16 protein-coding genes and 1 tRNA gene are annotated in these 20,428 nt (G+C 64.1%); 8 read left to right on the top strand and 9 right to left on the bottom strand.

Annotation, left to right across the window (positions count from 1 at the left end; translation table 11 throughout):
- Positions 1 to 16 precede the first annotated feature (16 nt).
- The 3 genes from ABIA30_RS26705 to ABIA30_RS26695 all read left to right on the top strand — a co-directional run bounded on the left by ABIA30_RS26705 (position 17) and on the right by ABIA30_RS26695 (position 3,234).
- Entirely contained in the window at positions 17 to 844 is an 828-nt protein-coding gene (locus ABIA30_RS26705) for an oxygenase MpaB family protein (protein ID WP_370071101.1), read from the top strand.
- Between the two features lie 26 nt (positions 845 to 870).
- Positions 871 to 1,266: a VOC family protein gene (locus tag ABIA30_RS26700; protein WP_370071099.1), complete on the top strand. Its 396-nt coding sequence runs from the start codon at positions 871 to 873 to the stop codon at positions 1,264 to 1,266.
- A 96-nt stretch (positions 1,267 to 1,362) separates the two neighbouring features.
- A complete protein-coding gene (locus tag ABIA30_RS26695; protein WP_370071097.1) occupies positions 1,363 to 3,234 on the top strand; it encodes a putative bifunctional diguanylate cyclase/phosphodiesterase in 1,872 nt (623 codons plus the stop codon).
- 20 nt (positions 3,235 to 3,254) lie between these two features.
- Here ABIA30_RS26695 and ABIA30_RS26690 read toward each other — a convergent pair whose 3' ends face one another.
- Positions 3,255 to 3,560 (bottom strand): hypothetical protein, encoded by a 306-nt coding sequence (locus ABIA30_RS26690; RefSeq protein WP_370071095.1) that lies wholly within the window; start codon positions 3,558 to 3,560, stop codon positions 3,255 to 3,257.
- Positions 3,561 to 3,576: 16 nt separating this feature from the next.
- On the bottom strand, positions 3,577 to 4,950 hold the full coding sequence (locus ABIA30_RS26685) for a cytochrome P450 (RefSeq protein WP_370071093.1): 1,374 nt from the start codon (positions 4,948 to 4,950) through the stop codon (positions 3,577 to 3,579).
- A 255-nt stretch (positions 4,951 to 5,205) separates the two neighbouring features.
- On the opposite strand from ABIA30_RS26685, the gene ABIA30_RS26680 reads away from it, so the two are divergent.
- Complete coding sequence (locus ABIA30_RS26680) at positions 5,206 to 7,338, top strand: Rv1355c family protein (RefSeq protein ID WP_370071091.1); 2,133 nt, start codon at positions 5,206 to 5,208, stop codon at positions 7,336 to 7,338.
- Between the two features lie 9 nt (positions 7,339 to 7,347).
- Here the strand turns inward: ABIA30_RS26680 and ABIA30_RS26675 are convergent, their stop codons facing one another.
- Positions 7,348 to 8,046, bottom strand: a complete 699-nt coding sequence (locus tag ABIA30_RS26675) for a DUF5666 domain-containing protein (protein ID WP_370071089.1) — start codon at positions 8,044 to 8,046, stop codon at positions 7,348 to 7,350.
- Between the two features lie 85 nt (positions 8,047 to 8,131).
- Positions 8,132 to 9,757: a methyltransferase regulatory domain-containing protein gene (locus ABIA30_RS26670; RefSeq protein ID WP_370071087.1), complete on the bottom strand. Its 1,626-nt coding sequence runs from the start codon at positions 9,755 to 9,757 to the stop codon at positions 8,132 to 8,134.
- Positions 9,758 to 11,185: 1,428 nt separating this feature from the next.
- Between ABIA30_RS26670 and ABIA30_RS26665 the strand changes: the two genes are divergently transcribed.
- Positions 11,186 to 12,391: a GGDEF domain-containing protein gene (locus ABIA30_RS26665; RefSeq protein WP_370071085.1), complete on the top strand. Its 1,206-nt coding sequence runs from the start codon at positions 11,186 to 11,188 to the stop codon at positions 12,389 to 12,391.
- Between the two features lie 717 nt (positions 12,392 to 13,108).
- Here ABIA30_RS26665 and ABIA30_RS26660 read toward each other — a convergent pair.
- The 5 genes from ABIA30_RS26660 to ABIA30_RS26640 all read right to left on the bottom strand — a co-directional run bounded on the left by ABIA30_RS26660 (position 13,109) and on the right by ABIA30_RS26640 (position 14,887).
- Entirely contained in the window at positions 13,109 to 13,237 is a 129-nt protein-coding gene (locus ABIA30_RS26660; protein ID WP_370071083.1) for a hypothetical protein, read from the bottom strand.
- A 76-nt stretch (positions 13,238 to 13,313) separates the two neighbouring features.
- Positions 13,314 to 13,388, bottom strand: a tRNA-Val gene (locus ABIA30_RS26655).
- Between the two features lie 41 nt (positions 13,389 to 13,429).
- Positions 13,430 to 13,885 (bottom strand): peroxiredoxin, encoded by a 456-nt coding sequence (locus tag ABIA30_RS26650; RefSeq protein ID WP_370071081.1) that lies wholly within the window; start codon positions 13,883 to 13,885, stop codon positions 13,430 to 13,432.
- Positions 13,885 to 14,307, bottom strand: coding sequence for a DUF3052 domain-containing protein (locus ABIA30_RS26645; RefSeq protein WP_370071079.1), 423 nt, complete (start codon positions 14,305 to 14,307; stop codon positions 13,885 to 13,887). The genes ABIA30_RS26650 and ABIA30_RS26645 overlap by 1 nt, the downstream gene beginning before the upstream one ends.
- Positions 14,308 to 14,407: 100 nt before the next feature.
- The gene (locus tag ABIA30_RS26640) at positions 14,408 to 14,887 is read right to left on the bottom strand and encodes a hypothetical protein (RefSeq protein WP_370071077.1); all 480 of its coding nucleotides are present in this window, start codon (positions 14,885 to 14,887) and stop codon (positions 14,408 to 14,410) included.
- A gap of 211 nt (positions 14,888 to 15,098) precedes the next feature.
- Between ABIA30_RS26640 and aceE the strand changes: the two genes are divergently transcribed.
- The 3 genes from aceE (at position 15,099) to ABIA30_RS26625 (ending at position 20,365) form a co-directional block, all read left to right on the top strand.
- Positions 15,099 to 17,888, top strand: a complete 2,790-nt coding sequence (aceE, locus tag ABIA30_RS26635; protein WP_370071075.1) for a pyruvate dehydrogenase (acetyl-transferring), homodimeric type — start codon at positions 15,099 to 15,101, stop codon at positions 17,886 to 17,888.
- A 127-nt stretch (positions 17,889 to 18,015) separates the two neighbouring features.
- A complete protein-coding gene (locus tag ABIA30_RS26630) occupies positions 18,016 to 19,287 on the top strand; it encodes a PucR family transcriptional regulator (protein WP_370071124.1) in 1,272 nt (423 codons plus the stop codon).
- Positions 19,288 to 19,444: 157 nt separating this feature from the next.
- Positions 19,445 to 20,365, top strand: a complete 921-nt coding sequence (locus tag ABIA30_RS26625) for an ACP S-malonyltransferase (RefSeq protein WP_370071122.1) — start codon at positions 19,445 to 19,447, stop codon at positions 20,363 to 20,365.
- The last annotated feature ends 63 nt before the right edge of the window (positions 20,366 to 20,428 follow it).

Below are 20,428 nucleotides of genomic sequence, written 5' to 3'. Positions count from 1 at the left end.
TGCTTTACTCGGACACATGCGGCTCGGTCCACCCCGTAACCCCAGGCGGGTCGTCGATCTGATCAATCCGGCGGCGGCCCTCGCGCCGGCGGCGAACGTCATCATGCAGCTGGCATTGCCCGCCGTGGGCTACGGGGTGTTGGAGAGTCCGGTCGACAGCGGCAACGTCTATAAGCATCCGTTCAAACGCGCGCGTACCACCGGCACCTACCTGGCCGCCGCGGTCTACGGCACCGACGACGACCGGAACTTGATCCGCCGGGAAGTCGACCGGGTGCACGCCCAGGTCCGCTCCACGACGTCGAGCCCGGTGCGCTACAACGCGTTCGACCCGAAGCTGCAGTTGTGGGTGGCCGCCTGCCTGTATCGCTACTACGTCGACCAACATGAGTTCCTGTACGGCCCATTGGAGCCGGAGGCCGCCGACGCGGTCTATCACGATGCGCGCACCCTGGGCACCACCCTGCAAGTCCGCGAAGGCATGTGGCCGGCCGACCGGGTTGCCTTCGACGAGTATTGGAAGCGCTCGGTAGACCAACTGCGGATCGACGAGCCGGTACGCGAACACCTACACGGCGTGGCCGCGTTGGCGTTCCTGCCCACCCCGCTTCGGCAGTTGGCCGGACCGTTCAATCTCTTTGCCACGACAGGCTTTTTGCCGACTGAATTTCGCACGCACATGAGACTGGCGTGGACGCCGGGCCGGCAGCGCTGGTTCGACCGGCTTCTGGTGGCGTTGCGGATGGCCGATCGGGTCATCCCGCGCGAGCTGTGGCTGTTCGGCTATCAGTTGTATCTGTGGGATATGCGGGCGCGAGCCCGACGAGGAAAACCATTGGTATGAAATGACTTTGGCAAGGAGGTAATCCCATGTCATTTGCGGCACTGAACCACGTGGCAGTCACGGTCAGCGATATCGAGGTCAGCGGCCCCTGGTATCGCGCGCTGATCGGGGCCGATCCGGCGCTCGACGAGCACACCGACGGCGGATTTCGGCACCTGGTGTGGGCGCTGGACGGCGGCACCTTGTTCGGCATCCACCAACATGATCAGTCGATCGAGCCGGGAGAGTTCACCGAGTTCCGGGCCGGCCTGGATCACGTCGGATTCGGCTGCGCTTCCCGCGCAGACCTGGTGAACTGGGCCGCCCGGCTCGACGAGCTCGGCATCGCGCACGGCGGTGTGGTGGACGCGCACTACGGGTCAGGCGTGAGCTTCCGTGATCCAGACGGCATCGCCTTGGAGTTCTTCGCCCCACCCGAGTGATTCAGCCGCGGATGTCACGCCACGCCGGTATGTATAAACGGCAACGATTTGGACTGCCGAGTGCCTATGTTGGCAATTATTGGTAAACGTATATCAATGATCAGCGATCTCAACGAACTTGTGGCGCACGTAGCGCGCACGTTGATGGCTGCCGACGCGAGCAATTCCGTTTCGGCCAGCGAGGAGGTCCTGACCGAAGTCGCGGCGCACTACGGGATGGATGTGGCGTTCCTGCGCCACAACGATCATGAAATTCGAGCGACCATTCTGATCGCACAGTGGCCGATCAGAACGTACGTTCCGGACCCTGATCCGATCGGCACCGTCTATTTCGACGGTGCCGACCCGGTGTTCGCCATGGCCGAACACATTACGGAGCCGGTGATTCTGCGTCCGGAGACCGAACCGGATGAGTTTCAGCAGCGCATCGAAGAAGGCACCACAGTGCCTGTCGTCTCGATGGCAGCCGTGCCTTTGCTTGCCACTGACGGTTCCTCGGAGTCTCCTCGGATCTTCACCAGCGGCACGTTGGGGTTCGTCAAATACGGGGACCGCGAATGGACCGACGACGAAATCACTGCGCTGCAGGTGATCGCATCGTTCTTCGCGCAACTGAAGGCCCGAATCGAAGCCGAAGTGACGATCAAACGCCTTGCCACACACGATGATCTGACCGGCCTGCGCAGTCGCCGAAGTCTGTTGGAGCATCTGGAGGACCGACTCGCGGCGGGGGCCCAGGGGCCGGTTGGCGCACTGTACATCGATCTGGACCGGCTCAAAGCGGTCAACGATCTGCTGGGCCACACCACGGGTGATCAGCTGATCGCACAGATTGCGGAGCGGATGCGAAAGCATGTCGCCGGCAAGGCATTTCTCGCCCGGCTCGGCGGCGACGAGTTGGTGGTGATCCCCAAGGAACCCGCCACTCTCAACGACGCACTGGCATTGGGCCAGGGTCTCCTGGAGGTGATGAAGGATCGATTCAGCGTCGGCACACTGTCTTTGACGTGTTCGGTGAGCATCGGAGTCGCCGTGGGCGTTCCGGGCGTCGATTCGGTATCTGACCTGTTGCGGTTCGCGGACTATGCCCTGATGGCCGCAAAAGCCGAAGGTGGCCACAGCGTCGCGGCGTTCAGCGATGCCCTGGCAGAGCAGTACTCGTTGCGAGCCGACATCGAAGTGAATCTGCCGGACTGCATCGACAACGACGAGCTGGCATTGCACTACATGCCCGAGGTCGATCTGCCCACCGGCACCCTGGTGGCAATGGAGGTACTGGCCCGGTGGAATCACCCCACCCGGGGGCTCCTGCAAGACGATGTGTTCATGCCGATCGCGGAGGCCACGAACTTCGCTGGGGCACTGGGCCGTCGAGTGTTGCGGCTGGCATGCAGACAGCTTCACCAATGGCGCCGCGCCGGGCTGGCCCACGACGTGATGTTGCGGGTGAAGGTGTCACCCGTGCAGTTGGTCACCGACGGGTTCGCCGACTACCTGACCTCCACGCTGTCCGAGTTCGATATCCCGGCTACCGGCGTGTGTCTGGAGATGTCAGAGAATGTGCTGGTCTCCGAAGCCGAGGTCAGCCAGCACAAACTTCGGGTGCTCAAGGCCATCGGAGTGGGTCTGGCATTGGACGATTTCGGCACGGGCTACAGCGATTTGAGCAGTTTGAAGTCGTTACCCATCGACACCCTGATGATCGATCGATCGTTCGTACGTACGTTGGGTAAGGATGCGAACGACGTGGCGATCATCCGGTCGGTGATCGCACTCGCCGAAGCCTTCGACCTCGAACTGGTTGCCGAAGGTTTGGAGTTGGAGGCTGCCGCCGAGCTACTGGTTCGGATGGGTTGCCGTCGCGCACAAGGGATTCTGGTGTCGGGGCCGGTCGACGCGGCCGGCATGCAGGCGCTACTGGAGGCACCCACATTGCGGCCGCCCATGGGGGCCCCCGAACGCCCGTAGCATCCGGGCCCACAGGGACCTCAGTTCTTGCCGGCGGTCGACGTCAGGGCCGGCAGGTGAACCCGCCGCTGCTCATCGATCGGGAAATTGTGCGGCGGCAGCCCCGGAATATCGGGAAGCTTCACCGCGACGAACGACGGTCGGGTGACCACGTCGGCCCAATGCATGATGACCGCGTCCCGCACCTCGGCCTCCGTCACCTGATTCGGGATCGGGCACGGCGAGTCCGCGGGCAACGCTTCTTTGGTGAACACCAACAGGTGCAATAGCGCACCCGATCTCCCACAGCTGGTGTGCTGATCGAGGCACGAGAGGTCGTCGGTCAACACACCACCTATCGGTTCAGCGAAGCGTGATCCGAGCTGGGATGGGGCCGGCAGCAACCACGGTGAACGGCGCGGCGAGCGGGAAATCGTCGTCCCGGGAATCGATTTCGGCATGACGGATCACCGTGGCCAACGCCAGGGTGGCCTCCAGCATCGCGAATGACTCACCGATGCAGCCGCGTGGCCCGCCCCCGAAGGGGACATACTGCCAACGGTCGCGGCCCCGGCTGTTTTCTTCGGTGAAGCGATCCGGATCGAAAACCAGTGGTCGGTCCCAGAGTGCCGGGTCGCGCTGAACCGACCTCCGTCCGACGACAAGCATGCTGCCCGCGGGAATGCGATAGCCCGCAACCTGCACGTCCCGGGTGGTCATGCGCGATCCAGTTGCACCGGGCGGGCAAAGTCGTAACGCCTCTTTGAGGACTTGGATGGTGTACCCCAACCGCGGCGCGTCTGCCGGGGTGAGCTCACCGTCCCCTAGCTGATCCACCTCGTCTGCAACGCGGCTCTGAACGTCCCGATTACGGCCCAACTGCCAGAGCGCATAGGAAATGGTGGTCGCCGTCGTATCGTGGCCGGCAAACATGAAGATGATCAACTCGGACGCGATGTCGTAGTCCGACAAGGGCTTTCCGGTCTCGGGATCGGTGGCCGAGATCAGCTGCTGCACCAGGGGCGCCTCGAGTTCGGGGTTGGCCCGGCACGCGCTGACGATGTCCATCGCGGCCCGGCGGATCGTCGTGGCAGCCCTGACTGCCCGCTGCCGGCCGCGCGTGGGCACCCAGTGCGGAAGCTTCAGAGGACTGACCGCCCGCGAGATCGCATACGTCACCGCGATGCGCATGGGTTCGGCAATCGAGTCGGTGTGGTCGGCCAGGTCCAGGCCCAGCACGCTGTGTCCGAGTGCGCGCATGGTGATCTGCCGGCTTGCCGCGTCCAGGTCCAGCTCGGCGCCGTCTTTCCATGTGCTGCACACGGATTCGGCGGCGGCCGACATGTGGCCACCGAAGCCGTCGACCGATTGTCTGGTGAACACCGGTTGGATGGTGCGGCGGCGAGGCTTCCATTCCTCGAAAGGAACGAGGAACAAGTTGGCGCCGATCAGGCGCCGCAGTTCACTGCTGACATTGCTGGTCTTGTCGATCGATCCGTCGCGGCACGCGACAACGTCCCGGATCCCCTGCGGCGAGGTGACAACCACCAATGGCGGCATCAGCCATTTCGGCGCCAGGGTGAAGCGAGTCACCGGGCCTCCGGCATCGCGCAGCGTATCGGTGCCGACGTGAAAGTTTCGCACCGCGGCGACACGATCCTTGCGGGAAAGCGGATTTATCGGCGGCAACGGCAAAGCCGCGATATCCCGGATTTCCGTCTGCTCAGACAATTGCATTTACCGATCCCGCGTGCCGTCGTGTTTACGATACCTCTCATCCGAGGCTAGCTCATGAATGCCACCCGGGGGGCGCTTGATCGTGCAATCCCTTCCAGCGCAAGGGTTTCAGCGAACAATATTTAAATATATTGCGATCCCGTGTCATAGTGAAGAAGCAGTCCACGGCTGAACATCCGATATTGCCGCCACTATATTCAGGTGTGCGTGGCCACGACGATCTTTCGCCCGCGTTTTGCCAAGCGAGGAGTATTTATGAAAAGCCCTGATCCGGCTACCTACCGCGCCGTGATTCTGGATCCAGCAGACCCGTCGGACGCTGCCACGCTCCACCTACTGCAGTCCGATCCGACGGTGGAATTCCTCGATCATCACGGCCACGAGCTGGAGAACCTGCGCCGGTTGCGACCCGAACCGGGCGCCGCGCTGACGGAGGAACCGCGACGCTGGGCGTACTACACGTGGCGGCGCAGTGTCGTCTCGGTGCTGGGCCCGAACGGTTTTCGCACCCTGAGACTGGACCGGAACCGGAACAACATCACCGCCGACGAGCAACGTCGGCTCGGTGAGTTGACGGTGGGCGTCGCGGGTCTGAGCGTAGGGCACGTCATCGCCCACACCGTGGCGGCGCAGGGGTTGTGCGGCCGATTGCGATTGGCCGATTTCGACCAGTTGGAATTGTCGAACCTGAACCGCGTGCCCGCCACCGTATTCGACCTCGGAGTGAACAAAGCGGTGGTGGCGGCGCGCCGAATCGCCGAACTCGACCCGTATCTACCGGTCGAGGTATTCGACGCCGGCCTGACCGCCGATACCCTCGATGATTTTCTGGGCGGTCTGAACATCGTTGTCGAAGAATGCGATTCGCTCGACATCAAAGCGCGCGTGCGCGAAGCGGCCAAATCGTTGCGCATTCCCGTGCTGATGGCCACCAGCGACCGCGGGATCATCGACATCGAGCGATTCGACGACGAACCAGACCGGCCGATCCTGCACGGACTGCTCGGACCGCTGGACATCGCACTGTTGCCCGGTATGACCAGCAAAGAGAAGATTCCGCACGTCCTGCGCCACCTCGAGCCCGAAAAGCTCTCCCCGCGGACGGCGGCATCACTGGTCGAACTCGATCGATCGTTGTCGACATGGCCACAGCTCGCCTCGGATGTGGTGGTCGGCGCCTCGGCTGTCGCCGAAGCAGTCCGGCGCATAGGCCTCGGTGAGGAACTGCGCTCAGGCCGGTGCCGAATCGATGTCGGGCACGCGCTCGATCAGCTTGCCGAGCCCGACATGGGCGCGGCCGAGCCCGCACCTGAACGATATTCGGCGCAGCAGCGGCCAGTCCCGTCAGACGCAACGACCAAGATCGCGGTGGCGGCAACCCGCGCGCCGTCGGGCGGAAACACTCAGCCGTGGCTGATCACCGCGGGGCCGGACGCCGTGACGATCAGCATCGCACCCGAATTCACCTCGACGATGGACGTCAAGTTCCGGGGCAGCGCAGTCGCCTTGGGCGCGGCGGTCTTCAACGCTCGGGTCGCCGCGGCGGCCCATCGGGTGTTGGGTCCGGTGACCTTTGCCGAGGACATCGACGGCGCACCGCTGCGGGCGACATTGCAGTTCGGCACAGACCGCCTCGACGGCATCGCCGACCTGTACGACCAGGTGCTGGCTCGTACGACCAACCGGAACAAAGGCACTGCGATAGCACTTCGCGACGACACCGCGGCGGCGTTGACGGCGGCAGCCGAACAGCAGGGCGGACGCCTGCACCTCATCACCGAGCACAACGATATGGAATCGGCCGCAAGGATTTTGGCGGCCGCAGACCGCGTCAGGTTTCTCACTGCGCACCTACACCGGGAAATGATCGGCGAGCTGCGGTGGCCCGGTGACCCAGATCCCGACGCCGGGATCGAGGTGAGCAGCCTCGGCTTGGACGAAGCCGGCCTGACGCTGCTACAAGTACTGCGACGGCCCGATGTGATGGCTCAGCTCGCGAACTGGAACGCCGGATCGGCTCTGGGCGATGACATGCGGGATCGCGTGTTGACCAGTTCCGCGTTGGCGGTGATCACCATCCGCGGGAATGCTCTGCGGGACTATGCCACCGGCGGGGCCGCGGTCGAAGCGGTATGGGTCCAGGCCCAACAGCAGGGGTTGGCGGTGCAACCGGTCTCCCCTGTGTTCCTCTACGCCCGCGGCGCCGCCGATCTCGCCGCGCTGTCCGAGCGGTTCACCGACGAATTGGGTTTACTGCAAAGCGAATTCGCCGATCTCGTCGGCGCCGAAGCCGACGAGTCGATCGCGTTGATTCTGCGGCTCACCAACGCCGAACCGCCATCGGCGGGCAGTCGGCGTAGTGAGAACCGAATCCAGGTGCAGCGGTGAACGCTGTAATCAGTTGTGCTGGTGCCCGCCGCCGCAGGCGCCGTTGACGGCCGGCCGCACCATCGCCATCGTCGCCTGCAGGACGCCGTTGCCATCCTTGGTGCCGCGTGCGCCCAGGCACACTCCAGCGGCGATCGCCGAAGCATCGGCACTCGCGCGCTTGGTGTAGTGGGTGTCGGGGGTCACGGTCACCGTGGTTTGGCTGTTGTCGGGTGCGGTGACGACGATCGCGTTGCCGTTCACCGAGGCGACGGTGCCGCCGACGCCGCGACCCTGGGTACCACCCTTGTGTCCGCACTGTGTGTTGTCCGGCTGGCCGAACAGGACGTCCGCGGCGGTGACGGCCGGGCCGTTGTCGTTGTCTTTGGTCGGGTGAACGATGACGCACTGGCCCGCGGTGATATCGGTCAGCTGGCCCGGGGTGAATTGCGCAATGTGGGTGGAGGGCGTGATGTCGACGGTGCCTTGCCCATCCTTACCGTTGACCGACACCGTGCCACCCGTCACCGAACCGACCAACCCGAACACCCGGTCCTTCCCCTTGTCCCCATTGTCGGGAGCGGGGCTGGCGGACGACGGCGATGAACTGCCAGCGGCTTTGGAGGTAGGTGACGGAGTGCTCGACGATCCGCAGGCGGCCAAGGAAAGAGCGGCGAATCCGGCAAGGGTGGCGACGGCGCAGCGCCGGGCACGAGATGTTGTTGGCATAGAGACACAATGAATGGCTGAGCAGTGAATCAGCTCAGATCTAGATGTGAAGACGCTAAGCGCTGCGATTGCGGCTGTTCCTTGCTCAGGCCGGGGTCGATTGCCTCTCGTCAGGCACTTCGGCAACCTCGGTCAGCTGCAAGCCGGGCAGTCGGCTGGACAGCCCGTCGATCTGTAGGCCGATCGCCTCGCGAAGTTGCGCGTCGCCCGTCAACTCACGTCCGCCGCCGTGGAACCCGATGACTCGGCGCCGGGCGTATCCAAGCATGGCCTCGACCAACGCGGCACGGTCACGAGTGCCGTCCATCAGCGGTAACAGATACCGGTCAAACGGCGTGAGCGCCATCGTCTCGTGCCAGGCGGTGAAGCTGTAGGCGTCAGGGTCGCCACGAGTGGCCTCAGCCAGCCGCCGCGCCGGGTCATCCAGCTGGAACCGCGAATACTGCTGTGGCCGTATGTGATCTAACCGGTATCGCGCCTGGCCGTGGACAATCAACAACTCCAGCAGCTCATCGATTCGCGACTCCAACCGATCGGTGCCACGTGCGAACGGCAGCGACGCCCGCACCGAGTCGATCAACTCGGCCCGCGACATGGTCCATGGCCAACCGACGTTGAGCACGTCGAGGGCGACCTTTTGCACCGGATCAGCGATCATCAGGGATCCGGCGTCATTGCCCCGAAACTCCTGAAACGATCCGTCGAGTCGGGTTTCGCCGTCGACCGGCGGCAGCCACGCGGCGAGATGCAGCGCATCGAAACGCGTGCAGTCCAACGTATGTCGAATATCGGGCGTTCGATCGGCGTGCACCAGCAACGATTGTCGGAATGACCGGTTGATCGCAAGATCCAGGTATTGCTGCAGCTGCACCTGGTCGTCGCCGCACTTGGCGGTCAGGCGACTGGCCAGGTCCGCACCGAAATTCCCGGCGAACATGTACTCGGGTTGGGCCTCGGCCACATAGGCCAGGCCATGGGACTGCGCCGCCCGCACAAACTCCGCGAAATAGCAAGGCGTATTGAACAACTCAAGCTCGTCATGCAGCAGGTAGGGGTCGGCATGTGCAGCCGCAACGGCGCGGTGATCTGCCACCGCACGCGCTGAGGCGCCGCCGGGCAGCGCGACTTCGCCCAGGAATTCGACCGCCTCACGTGCAGCCCGCGTGCGGGCTGCCGGGGTGATCGCGTCAGCCGACGCCAGCAGCATCGCGTCACGCACAATCTCTTTGGACTTCCAGCCGGGATAGACGTTATAGCTCACGTATCCCACGCCGTTCGGAGACAGCACGTCCTGCATCACCGAAAGTATCGATTCCCTGACTTTTTCGGGAACCCAGCTGTAGACGCCATGACAGACGACGTAATCGAACGACCCGAGGGCCGCTACATCGATTTCGGAGATGTCGGCTTCGAGCAGGGTGACGTTGTCCAGCCCGGCCGATTCCACGTGTAGGCGGGCCTGGGCGGTCTGCGCCGGCGACAGATCGACACCCACCACATGCGCCCGCGGATGCTGCGCGGCGAACGGAATGAGATTTCCCCCGACTGCACTGCCGATCTCCAGCACCCGGGCGTGGGCGACCGGCGGCACGTCCAGCCCGAACAAGTGGGCGACGGCCGCGAGCTGTCCCGGCGCCGACTGTGGATACGAATTCAAGGGGTAGGGCGATTCGTCATAGCCAGCGCGCAATTTGTCGATTGCACTGTCCATTTGCCGGTCAGAATGCCTGGTCAAGATGTGACTAAGACCAGTAGGTTCTGTGCAATTGCCGCGAATACGGTGGCCCACCAGGGCCGAAACAGGTGTCAAGAGTTTGAATCTCAGAGGGTGGTTTGTTGACCGGCCGGTGAACATCGGGTGTTTCGGTGACCCGTCCAACACTGCGCTACCTGGAAAAACTGGAGTGGGCGCGGACGGTATCGAACCGCCGACCGCTGGTGTGTACAGGGACCGGACATTGTGAACACCCATTCGAGTACGTCCAGTACGTGCAGTTCACAGCAGTGACGGTGTCCACACAGTCTCGCCGAATCAGCCCGTTCGTGCGCGTCCTGAGACACTGGCGGGCCACTCGCGAACGGATGTTCGGGGCTACTTTGCTATTTCGATTACTGCCGGGGCGCCATGTGAACTGCACATATGTAAGTCGGTGCAAGACTCGTGCGACTGACTCCCAGATCCTCCAGGTGCTGACAATTTCAGATTCGGCAACGAAGTGCCGCGCGTGAGCAAGCAATACGACTGGCGTGGATCAACGTATGGCCTGGCCTGACTCACCCGAACCTCAACAGCTTCATCGCGGCAAGGCAGTGTGATTGGTCCCCGTCACGGTTTGCTGAAGTCAGCACAGTTATCGACGTGGTCGATCAAAGCATCGATCATGGTTAACTGCGCCCTACCACCGTTATCGGTCACTTGCTGTCGCTAGATCGACACCGCTCGCGGATCACCAGCCACCGCCGGCGTCCCCTCACGAACAGTTCTGGCAACCGGTGCCATAAAAGCGGAAGACCCTATACCAGTACCCGTGAGTGAGAAAAAGCTGCATGAACCAGCCCTCTCCCTCCTGCAACTACGCCCCTTGTTACGATTACATAACGGCGCCTGCAACGCAGACAGCTATCATTACATGTCCGTCAATAAATAATGATGGCTTTAGGCTAGTCGCAGGTAGCGGCCAGGCTGCGGTGGCACTCAGGGGCGAGCACCGCAATCAGCGATGGACAAGGTACGGGGTGTGGCAGCGTCTCCTGGGCAGTTAGCTCACATTATCGACACGATGAATCCGCATTACTCCGGCCTACACGCGCCAGCTGAGGTCGGTCCGGCGCTGTCAGGCCGGAGCGTGCAGCGCCACCGACTTGTATCACTCGAAGCCCCAAGGCCATCGGCATGATTCGACGCCGTACATCATCGTTATGGCGACCGACGCTCGTTGGGGTGTCAGTCTTTGTTGCCTGCCTGGTGGGAATCGCCAGTCAGCATCCGGGAACGTTGTCGCTGCTGTGGCCAGCGAATTCGCTGTTGCTGGGTCTGTTCATTCGCAAGCCCGCGTACGCAACTGCAGCCACGTGGTCGTGTGCGGCCACTGGCTACATCGCCGCCGATGTCGCCACCGGTACCAGTTTGCCGTCCGCCATGCTGATCAATTCGGCGAACGTCGTTGGCGTCGGTGTTGCATTCGTGATTTCTCGATTCATCAAAGACACCGACCTGCGTCTCGAACGCGGGGTGTCGATGTTCTACATCGTCTTCCTCTCGTTGGCCGCCGCGGCAAGCTCCGCGTCTATCGGCGGTGTGGCCACGATCGTCGTGTTCCACAGCCACAACGGCTGGACCGACGGAGCGATCAAGTGGTTCGCAGACGAGTTCACGAACTACGCGACGCTGCTGCCTGTGACGCTCACCTTCCCCTTTTTCGGCTCCCCACGGCCACGTTCAAGCCAGCGCTTAGGCAGTCAGCGCGTATGGGGACTACTGGGCGTCCTCGCGGCCCTTATCACACTGTCGTGGTACTTGGGTGGTGCCAGCTCGGTCGGATTCACGATGCCAGCGCTGGTCTTCGCCGGATTGACCACGAACGTCTTCGTAACGTCGGTCTTTTGTGCGATCTCGACGTTGGCGATGCTCGCTCTGCACCTAAAGGCAGCTCAGCTAGGTGTCTTTCCCGTGAGCTCATCAGTGCAGATCGGACTGTCCCTGCTCGCAATCGGACCCGTCGCCGTTGCCTCGACCATGCGCCAACGTGACGTGATCGACCGTGCGCTGGTAACTGCGATGACCACCGACGACCTGACCTCAGCCTTGCGGCGCGCGGAATTCCTGCGACGTGCCGAAATCGCAATCCGCACAGCACATGCTGCGCGTCAACCAATTGCGCTGCTGATGATGGACCTGGACTTGTTCAAACGACACAACGACACCCACGGCCACCAAGTGGGCGATGACACTTTGATTGAGTTCACCCGGATTGCCCGTTCGGCGCTCTCCAACGAAGACCTGCTCGCACGCCTTGGCGGTGAAGAATTCGTCGCCTTACTACCCGGAGCCAACCCACAGCTGGCTACCCACAAAGCTCAAGCGATCCGAACCGCTCAAGAGCATTATGCGACAACGATATTCGGACAGGGAGGCCCGACAGTCAGCATTGGAATTGCCACCCACACCTACGAGGCACCCATGCTGTACAAGCTGTTGGCTACGACCAGCGACGCGTACATCCAGGAACCGACCACCATATCGAAGCTGCTCGCCGCCGCCGACGCGGCCGTCTACGCAGCCAAATGCACCCGCAATACCATCGTGACCACCGCCAACCCCCCAATTCCACTGGGATACCGGTAGTTAGACCAATCAGTCCAGGACGACACCGCCCGTGAACGTCTGCTCTTGGACGTTCTGCGTGTCCACATCTCCGGCCAATCAAGCAGCCGAATGAGTAACAGATCGCCGTCGACCTGCAGGACCGGCCTCACCTCATTCGCCCCGGACCAACCCGCCGTTAGCTCAAAGCCGTTGCGAGCAGCCGGCTACGTGGATCAGGGTGTGCTGCCGCGCAACTCCCCTGGCACGAGCCCACCGCCGACGCGTGGCCGTTGGAGAGTGTCGAGACGTTCCGCAAGTCCGTGCGCGATCACCGGCTATTTGCCCGCTGGCTGCCGTCCATGTATGGCATGAGACGCAGTGAGGTGCTCAGGCTACGCTGGTCGGCTGTCGATCTCGGCACCGGCATGTTGCCGGTCCGGCGCGGCCGGGTCGCTGTCGGCGGCGAGACCGTCGAAGATGATCCGAAGTCCACGCGGTCCCACCGCGTCCTACCGATGCTCGCCGACGTGTTCGCGCACTGCGGACGCTCAAGACAGCCCAGAAGCGCGAGGCGATGGCGCCCGGGATGTCGTGGTCCGACGACCGCCTGGTGGCCGTGCGCGAGGACTGCACACCGCTCCGGCCGGAGCCTTACACCGATGAGTCCCAGCGTTTGCGCCAACGGACCGGGCTGGAACGGATCACGCTGCACGACCTGCGCCACACGTCGGGTCGTTGCTGCTCAAGAAACCCGATTCACGTGGTGGCGGCGTAGCTCGGCCACGATCCGAAGGTGCTGGTGCCCATATCTACGCGCACGCGCAGACCGACGACCTGGGAGCGGCGGGCCGTCACTGTTCCGATGACCAACTTGTCACCGCCCATTGGGATACTGGGCACCTTGTGGGCGTCCGACCGGTCACACTGCCGCGTGAAATACCGTGTTGACCTGCAATAACACTGGTGGGCGCGGACGGTATCGAACCGCCGACCGCTGGTGTGTAAAACCAGAGCTCTACCACTGAGCTACGCGCCCTGCGACGGGCACGCTACACGGGTTGGCGGGCCAAGGGAAAATCAATCCAGCGCGGCCAGCGCCGCAACCCACACCGACTGATCCCGCGGCTCCCCCGGCGCCGTGCACTCGGCGAAGCGCACGAGACCGGTGCGATCGACCACAAAAGTGCCCCGGTCCGGATAGCCCGCTTCAGGGTTGAACACCCCATATGCCGAGGCCACCGCACCGTGGGGCCAAAAGTCAGACAGAATCGGGAACTCGAAGCCCGATTCGGCGGCCCACACCTTGTGGGTGGCGGGCGGCCCGACTGAGATGGTCAGCGTCTCCACCGCGGAATTGCGATACCGCGCCAGCGACGACTGAATCTCACCTAGTTCGCCGGCGCACACCGGGGTGAAAGCCAACGGGAAAAACACCAACAGCACGGTGCGCCCACGCAGCGCCGATAGCGACACCGGCCGACCGTGCTGGTCTTTGAGCGTGAAATCCGGCGCCTGGGCGCCGACCGAGATCACTAGTGTCGGCCCGCGGCCTTCGACTTCGGCTGCACCAGGCGGCTGGCAATCCAGTCTCCGAGATTGGCCGACGACGTGACGACCAACCCGGCCGTCGGCGCCGACTCGGCGATCTCGGCGGGCTGTACGTGCCCGGGCTTACCGGTCTTGGGAGTGGTCACCCAGATGACGCCGTCTTCGGCGAGCGGGGTGATCGCATCCATCAGACGGTCGACCAGGTCACCGTCGTCATCGCGCCACCACAGCAGCACGACGTCTACGACCTCATCGGAGTCCTCGTCGAGAAGCTCACTGCCGCAAGCATCTTCGACATCAGCCCGGATATCGTCGTCGGTGTCCTCGTCCCAGCCCAGCTCCTGGACGATCTGATTCTTTTCGATGCCCAGTTTGCGGGCATAGTTCGGCGCGTCCGCCGCGACCACCTGTCCTCCTTCATACCTGCATTGTCCGCAGCCAATATGTGTGTCGGGGCTAATGGTCGCACGTCGGCCCGACACAGTGAACGCAAGGCACGCGACCGACTCAATGTCCGAGTCCGCAGAGCGCCAACGCCACCGCCTTGGTGTCGTTGAGCTGATGCACCGCATCGTTGAACGCGCCCGTGTCGGCGTTGGTCGAAATCGCTGTGACCATGGCTTTCGTCGCAGCCACCCAGCCGGCGAGTGCCTTGCTCAGTTCCGCGGTCAGGGCATCGTTGATGCCTTGGGAGACCAAGGTGCCACTGTGGTTGAGCGCGTCGATGGCTGCCTGCGCCTTGCCTTGGTAGTCGCCATCGTTGTTGAAAGCGGTGACGTAGTCGTTGACCGCGTCGATGGTGTCGCCGGCGGTGTCGGTCAGGGTGCGGCAGGACGCCGTCGCCGCCACCGACTTCGAGCTGGAAATGGAAGCCGAGACCGATGCCGCCACCGACGTCCGGTAGGCCGCGGCGGCCGGGGAATCGACGCTCGGGCTACCGCTGGTGGCTTTGGCGCAACCGACCACTATCAGGGCCGAAACAGCCAAACTCCCCACTACGGCGCCAGCTGCCCGCGGGCGCGGCGCCCATCGCTGCCAACTGCTCACAACGCCTGACCGTACCGGTTCGAGTGGTTCATCGCCGGTTCATTAATACGTACTCGCCGGTAGCACACCCCGGCGCTGCCAACCCGACAGGATGGGTGGACGATAGGCACTGCCACAAGCGATGGAAAACAAAATACTCAAGGAGCGGCAGTTGACCACCGAGTTCGCGCGCCAAGACCTGGCTCAAAACTCCGGCACCGCAGCCGAACCCGACCGGGTTCGAGTCATCCGAGACGGTGTCGCGTCATACCTACCCGACATCGACCCGGACGAGACCACCGAATGGCTGGAATCGTTCGACGACCTGCTGAGCCGGTCCGGGCCCGCGCGCGCCCGGTATCTGATGCTGCGTCTGCTGGAGCGCTCACGGGAAATGCGCGTCTCCATTCCCGCCCTGACGTCCACGGACTACGTCAACACCATCCCCACCGACCTGGAGCCCTGGTTCCCCGGCGATGAAGAGGTGGAGCGCCGCTTCCGCCGCTGGATTCGATGGAACGCCGCGATCATGGTGCACCGGGCCCAACGGCCGGGAGTCGGTGTGGGCGGCCACATTTCGACCTATGCGTCGTCGGCGTCGCTGTATGAGGTCGGCTTCAATCACTTCTTCCGCGGTAAGAACCATCCCGGTGGTGGCGACCAGATCTTCGTCCAGGGCCACGCCTCCCCCGGCATCTACGCGCGGGCCTTCCTGGAAGGCCGACTGACCGCCGATCGCATGGACGGCTTCCGCCAGGAGCACAGCCACGCCGGTGGAGGCCTGCCGTCCTACCCACACCCGCGACTGATGCCGAACTTCTGGGAGTTCCCCACGGTGTCAATGGGACTGGGCCCGATGAACGCCATCTACCAGGCCAGGTTCAACCACTACTTGCACGACCGCGGTCTGCGGGACACCTCCGACCAGCACGTGTGGGCTTTCCTCGGCGACGGCGAGATGGACGAGCCGGAGAGCCGAGGGCTGATCCAGGTCGCCGCCAACGAAGCGCTCGACAACCTGACCTTCGTCGTCAACTGCAACCTGCAGCGTCTGGACGGACCGGTCCGCGGCAACGGCAAGATCATTCAGGAATTGGAGTCCTTCTTCCGCGGCGCCGGCTGGAACGTCATCAAGGTGGTGTGGGGCCGCGAGTGGGACGCGCTGCTGCATGCCGACCGCGACGGCGCGCTGGTGAACCTGATGAACACCACGCCCGACGGCGACTACCAGACCTACAAGGCCAACGACGGCGCGTACGTCCGCGATCACTTCTTCGGCCGCGACCCGCGCACCAAGGCTCTGGTCGAGAAGATGTCGGACAGCGAGATCTGGAACCTCAAGCGCGGCGGCCACGACTACCGCAAGCTCTACGCCGCATACCGGGCGGCCATGGAGCACAAGGGCCAGCCGACGCTGATCCTGGCCAAGACCATCAAGGGCTACACCCTGGGCAGCCACTTCGAGGGCCGCAACGCCACCCACCAGATGAAGAAACTGGCGCTGGACGACCTCAAGAAGTTCCGTGACGCAACCCGAGTGCCGATCAGCGACGCCCAGCTCGAAGAGAACCCGTATCTGCCGCCGTACTACCACCCCGGGACCGAGTCCCCGGAGATCCGGTACATGCTGGACCGGCGGCGAGCCCTGGGCGGGTTCCTGCCGGAACGGCGCACCAAGGCCAAGCCGCTGACGCTGCCCGGCCGCGACGCCTATGCACCACTGAAGAAGGGCTCGGGCAACCAGGCCGTCGCCACCACCATGGCGACCGTCCGTACCTTCAAAGAGTTGTTGCGGGACAAGAACATCGGGCCGCGCATCGTGCCGATCATCCCGGACGAGGCTCGCACCTTCGGCATGGACTCGTGGTTCCCGAGCCTGAAGATCTACAACCGCAACGGCCAGCTCTACACCGCCGTGGACGCCCAACTCATGTTGGCGTACAAGGAAAGTGAGATCGGCCAGATCCTGCACGAGGGCATCAACGAAGCCGGTTCGACAGCATCGTTCACCGCGGTCGGCACCTCGTACGCGACCCACGACCTGCCGATGATCCCGATCTACATCTTCTATTCGATGTTCGGGTTCCAGCGCACCGGCGACGGGCTCTGGGCAGCCGCCGACCAGATGGCCCGCGGTTTCGTGCTGGGCGCCACGGCCGGGCGCACCACGTTGACCGGCGAAGGCCTGCAGCACGCCGACGGCCACTCGCTGCTGCTGGCGTCGACCAATCCGGCAGTGGTGGCGTATGACCCGGCGTTCGCCTACGAGATCGCGTACATCATCGAGAGCGGCCTGCAGCGGATGTACGGCGAAGATCCGGAAAACGTCTACTTCTATATGACGATCTACAACGAGCCGTACCCGCAGCCGGCCGAGCCGGCCAACCTCGACCCCGAGGGCGTGCTGCGCGGCTTGTACCGGTACCGGGCCGCCGCAGAGAAGCGCACCAGCACCGCGCAGATCTTGGCCTCGGGTGTGGCGATGCCCGCGGCGCTGCGCGCGGCCGACCTGCTCTCGGCCGACTGGGACGTCGCCGCCGATGTGTGGTCGGTGACCAGCTGGGGCGAACTCAACCGCGACGGCGTGACCATCGATCGCGAAGCGCTGCGGCATCCGGAGAAGCCTGCGGGCGTGCCTTATGTCACGCAGAAGCTGGCCACCACGACGGGCCCGGTGGTCGCGGTCTCGGACTGGATGCGGGCGGTGCCCGAGCAGATCCGGCCCTGGGTACCCAATACCTATCTCACCCTGGGCACCGATGGGTTCGGCTTCTCCGACACCCGCCCGGCGGCCCGGCGGTACTTCAACACCGATGCCGAGTCCGTCGTGGTCGCGGTGCTGGAGGCGCTGGCCCGCGATGGTGAGATCGACCCGTCGGTGGCGGTGGCGGCGGCCAAGCAGTACCGGATCGACGATGTGTCGGCCGCCGAGGTCTCGTACGTGGACACCGGCAGCGCCTAGTTCTCCGACGCCGGGCTACGGCTTCTGACGAAAAATCGCCCACGCGTCAGAAACCGTAGCCCGGGCGCGGAGTCCCATGGAGGAATTCGCCAGAAAACAGGCGTAGCTTTTATCTGTGCCCGACAAAATGGCCGATAACCGGTTCGTTCCGCCCAAGTCCACCTTGGAGGTCTTGGAGAACGTTCCGGAATCGACACTGCGCCGGCTGCAGCAGTATTCGGGCCGGCTGGCCACCCAGGCGGTGCATGCCCTGGAAGAACGGCTGCCGTTCTTCGCCGAACTGGAGGCGTCCCAGCGGGCCAGCGTCCACCTGGTGGTCCAGACCGCGGTGGTCAACTTCGTCGAGTGGATGCGCGACCCGAACAGCAATGTCAGCTACACCGTCCAGGCCTTCGAGGTAGTGCCCCAGGAACTGACCCGACGCATCGCGCTGCGTCAGACCGTGGAGATGGTGCGGGTCACCATGGAGTTCTTCGAAGAGGTGGTGCCGCTGCTGGCCCGCACGGAAGAACAACTCGCGGCGCTGACCGCGGGCATTCTGCGGTACAGCCGCGACCTCGCGTTCGCCGCCGCCAGCGCTTATGCCGATGCCGCCGAGGCCCGCGGCGCGTGGGACACCCGAATGGAAGCCAATGTGGTCGACGCCGTGGTACGCGGCGACGTCGGTCCCAGCCTGCAATCCCAGGCCGCGGCGTTGAACTGGGACGCCACCGCCCCGGCGACGGTCGTGGTCGGCCTGCCGCAACCCGACCGGATCGACCTGGCCAGCGAGGACGTGCACGACGCCGTCACCAAACACGGCCGGGTGGCGCTGTCCGATGTGCACGGCACCTGGTTGGTGACCATCGTGTCTGGGCACATCTCGCCCACCGATCGGTTCCTGGCCGATCTGACGAACGTCTTCGCGCACGGGCCGGTGGTCATCGGTCCGACGGCAGCGACGCTGGCCGCGGCCCACTACAGCGCCGCCGAAGCCATCTCCGGCATGAACGCGGTGTCGGGATGGAGTGGCGCACCGCGACCGGTACCGGCCCGGGAACTGCTGCCCGAGCGCGCATTACTGGGTGATCGCTCGGCCATCGCGGCGCTGGAGGTGGACATCATGCGGCCACTCGCCGACGCCGGTCCCGCCCTGACAGAGACCCTCGATGCCTACCTCGATTCGGGTGGCGCCATAGAGGCGTGTGCCCGCAAATTGTTCGTTCATCCAAACACCGTGCGGTACCGCTTGAAACGGATCACCGACTTCACCGGGCGTGATCCGACGCTGCCTCGCGATGCTTACGTCCTGCGGGTGGCCTCGACCATCGGCCGGATGCACCGCCACACACCGCCACCCAGTGCATCAAATAGCCTGATCAGAACCGTTGATGCGGGCAGTTCCAGCGTCCAGGGCTGATCACCGGCAGTGACACAGATCGCAGCCAGGTCTCAGCGCAGTCGCATAACGTGCGGTTTTGTGGACATTCCACAAAAACTTAAGACGAGGTTCATAATCTCTTACACCCCACAAATCGCCTTCCACAGTGTTTTCTTAATCCGTGCCTCAAACACCCGTGCTTGCGCTGCTCGCTCCTGGGCAGGGATCCCAGACGCCCGGCATGCTCACCCCTTGGCTGGAGCTGCCCGGCACTGCCGATCGCCTCGCCACCTGGTCGCAGATCAGCGGCCTTGATCTGGCCAGCCTGGGCACCACGGCCACCGCCGACGAGATCACCGACACCGCGGTCACCCAGCCGCTGGTCGTCGCGGCCACCCTGCTGGCCCACGAAGAGCTGACCCGCCGCGGCCTGCTCGCGGGCGCCACCACCATCGTTGCCGGCCACTCGGTCGGCGAGATCGCCGCTTACGCCATCGCCGGTGTCATCACCGCGGACGACGCCATCAAGCTGGCCGCCACCCGCGGCGCCGAGATGGCCAAGGCCTGCGCACTGGAGCCCACCGGCATGTCGGCCGTCCTGGGCGGCGACGAGGCCGAAGTACTTGAAGCGCTGGCCCGCCTTGACCTCGTCCCCGCCAACCGCAACGCCGCCGGCCAGATCGTCGCGGCCGGTGCCATCTCGGCGCTGGAGAAGCTCGCCGAGGACCCGCCCGCCAAGGCCCGGGTCCGTCAACTGGCCACCGCCGGCGCCTTCCACACCCACTTCATGGCTGCGGCCGCCGAGCCGTACGCGGCCGCCGCAGCCGCCGTGATCGCCGCCGAGCCGACGACCACGCTGCTGTCCAACGCCGACGGCCAGCCTGTCGCCGACGCCGCGGATGCAATGCAGAAGCTGATCGCCCAGATGACCCGCCCGGTGCGCTGGGATCTGTGCTCGGAGACCATGCGCAACCGGTTCGAGGGCCAGGAAGTGACCGGCATCATCGAGTTCCCACCGGCCGGCACGCTCACCGGCATCGCCAAGCGTGAATGCAAGGGCGTACCCACGTATGCCATCAAGACCCCCGCAGACCTGGATGGACTCACCGAGTTCTGACAGGCCTGCTGGCCCCAGAAGCATCCAACCCAGGCACACCGTGTGCCTAACAAAAGATAAGGA

It is taken from the genome of Mycobacterium sp. MAA66 (genome assembly GCF_041261665.1).
Taxonomy (GTDB): domain Bacteria; phylum Actinomycetota; class Actinomycetes; order Mycobacteriales; family Mycobacteriaceae; genus Mycobacterium.
The sequence above is the reverse complement of the archived record's forward strand: the minus strand, read 5'-3'. Positions and strand labels throughout refer to the sequence as shown.

Excerpts from the sequence above, each read along its gene's own strand:
- ABIA30_RS26705 (WP_370071101.1), top strand. The coding sequence starts at position 17 with ATGCGGCTCGGTCCACCCCGTAACCCCAGGCGGGTCGTCGATCTGATC.
- ABIA30_RS26700 (WP_370071099.1), top strand. The coding sequence starts at position 871 with ATGTCATTTGCGGCACTGAACCACGTGGCAGTCACGGTCAGCGATATC.
- ABIA30_RS26695 (WP_370071097.1), top strand. The coding sequence starts at position 1,363 with ATGATCAGCGATCTCAACGAACTTGTGGCGCACGTAGCGCGCACGTTG.
- ABIA30_RS26685 (WP_370071093.1), bottom strand. The coding sequence starts at position 4,950 with ATGCAATTGTCTGAGCAGACGGAAATCCGGGATATCGCGGCTTTGCCG.
- ABIA30_RS26680 (WP_370071091.1), top strand. The coding sequence starts at position 5,206 with ATGAAAAGCCCTGATCCGGCTACCTACCGCGCCGTGATTCTGGATCCA.
- ABIA30_RS26675 (WP_370071089.1), bottom strand. The coding sequence starts at position 8,046 with ATGCCAACAACATCTCGTGCCCGGCGCTGCGCCGTCGCCACCCTTGCC.
- ABIA30_RS26670 (WP_370071087.1), bottom strand. The coding sequence starts at position 9,757 with ATGGACAGTGCAATCGACAAATTGCGCGCTGGCTATGACGAATCGCCC.
- ABIA30_RS26665 (WP_370071085.1), top strand. The coding sequence starts at position 11,186 with ATGCTGATCAATTCGGCGAACGTCGTTGGCGTCGGTGTTGCATTCGTG.
- ABIA30_RS26660 (WP_370071083.1), bottom strand. The coding sequence starts at position 13,237 with ATGGGCGGTGACAAGTTGGTCATCGGAACAGTGACGGCCCGCCGCTCC.
- ABIA30_RS26630 (WP_370071124.1), top strand. The coding sequence starts at position 18,016 with ATGGCCGATAACCGGTTCGTTCCGCCCAAGTCCACCTTGGAGGTCTTG.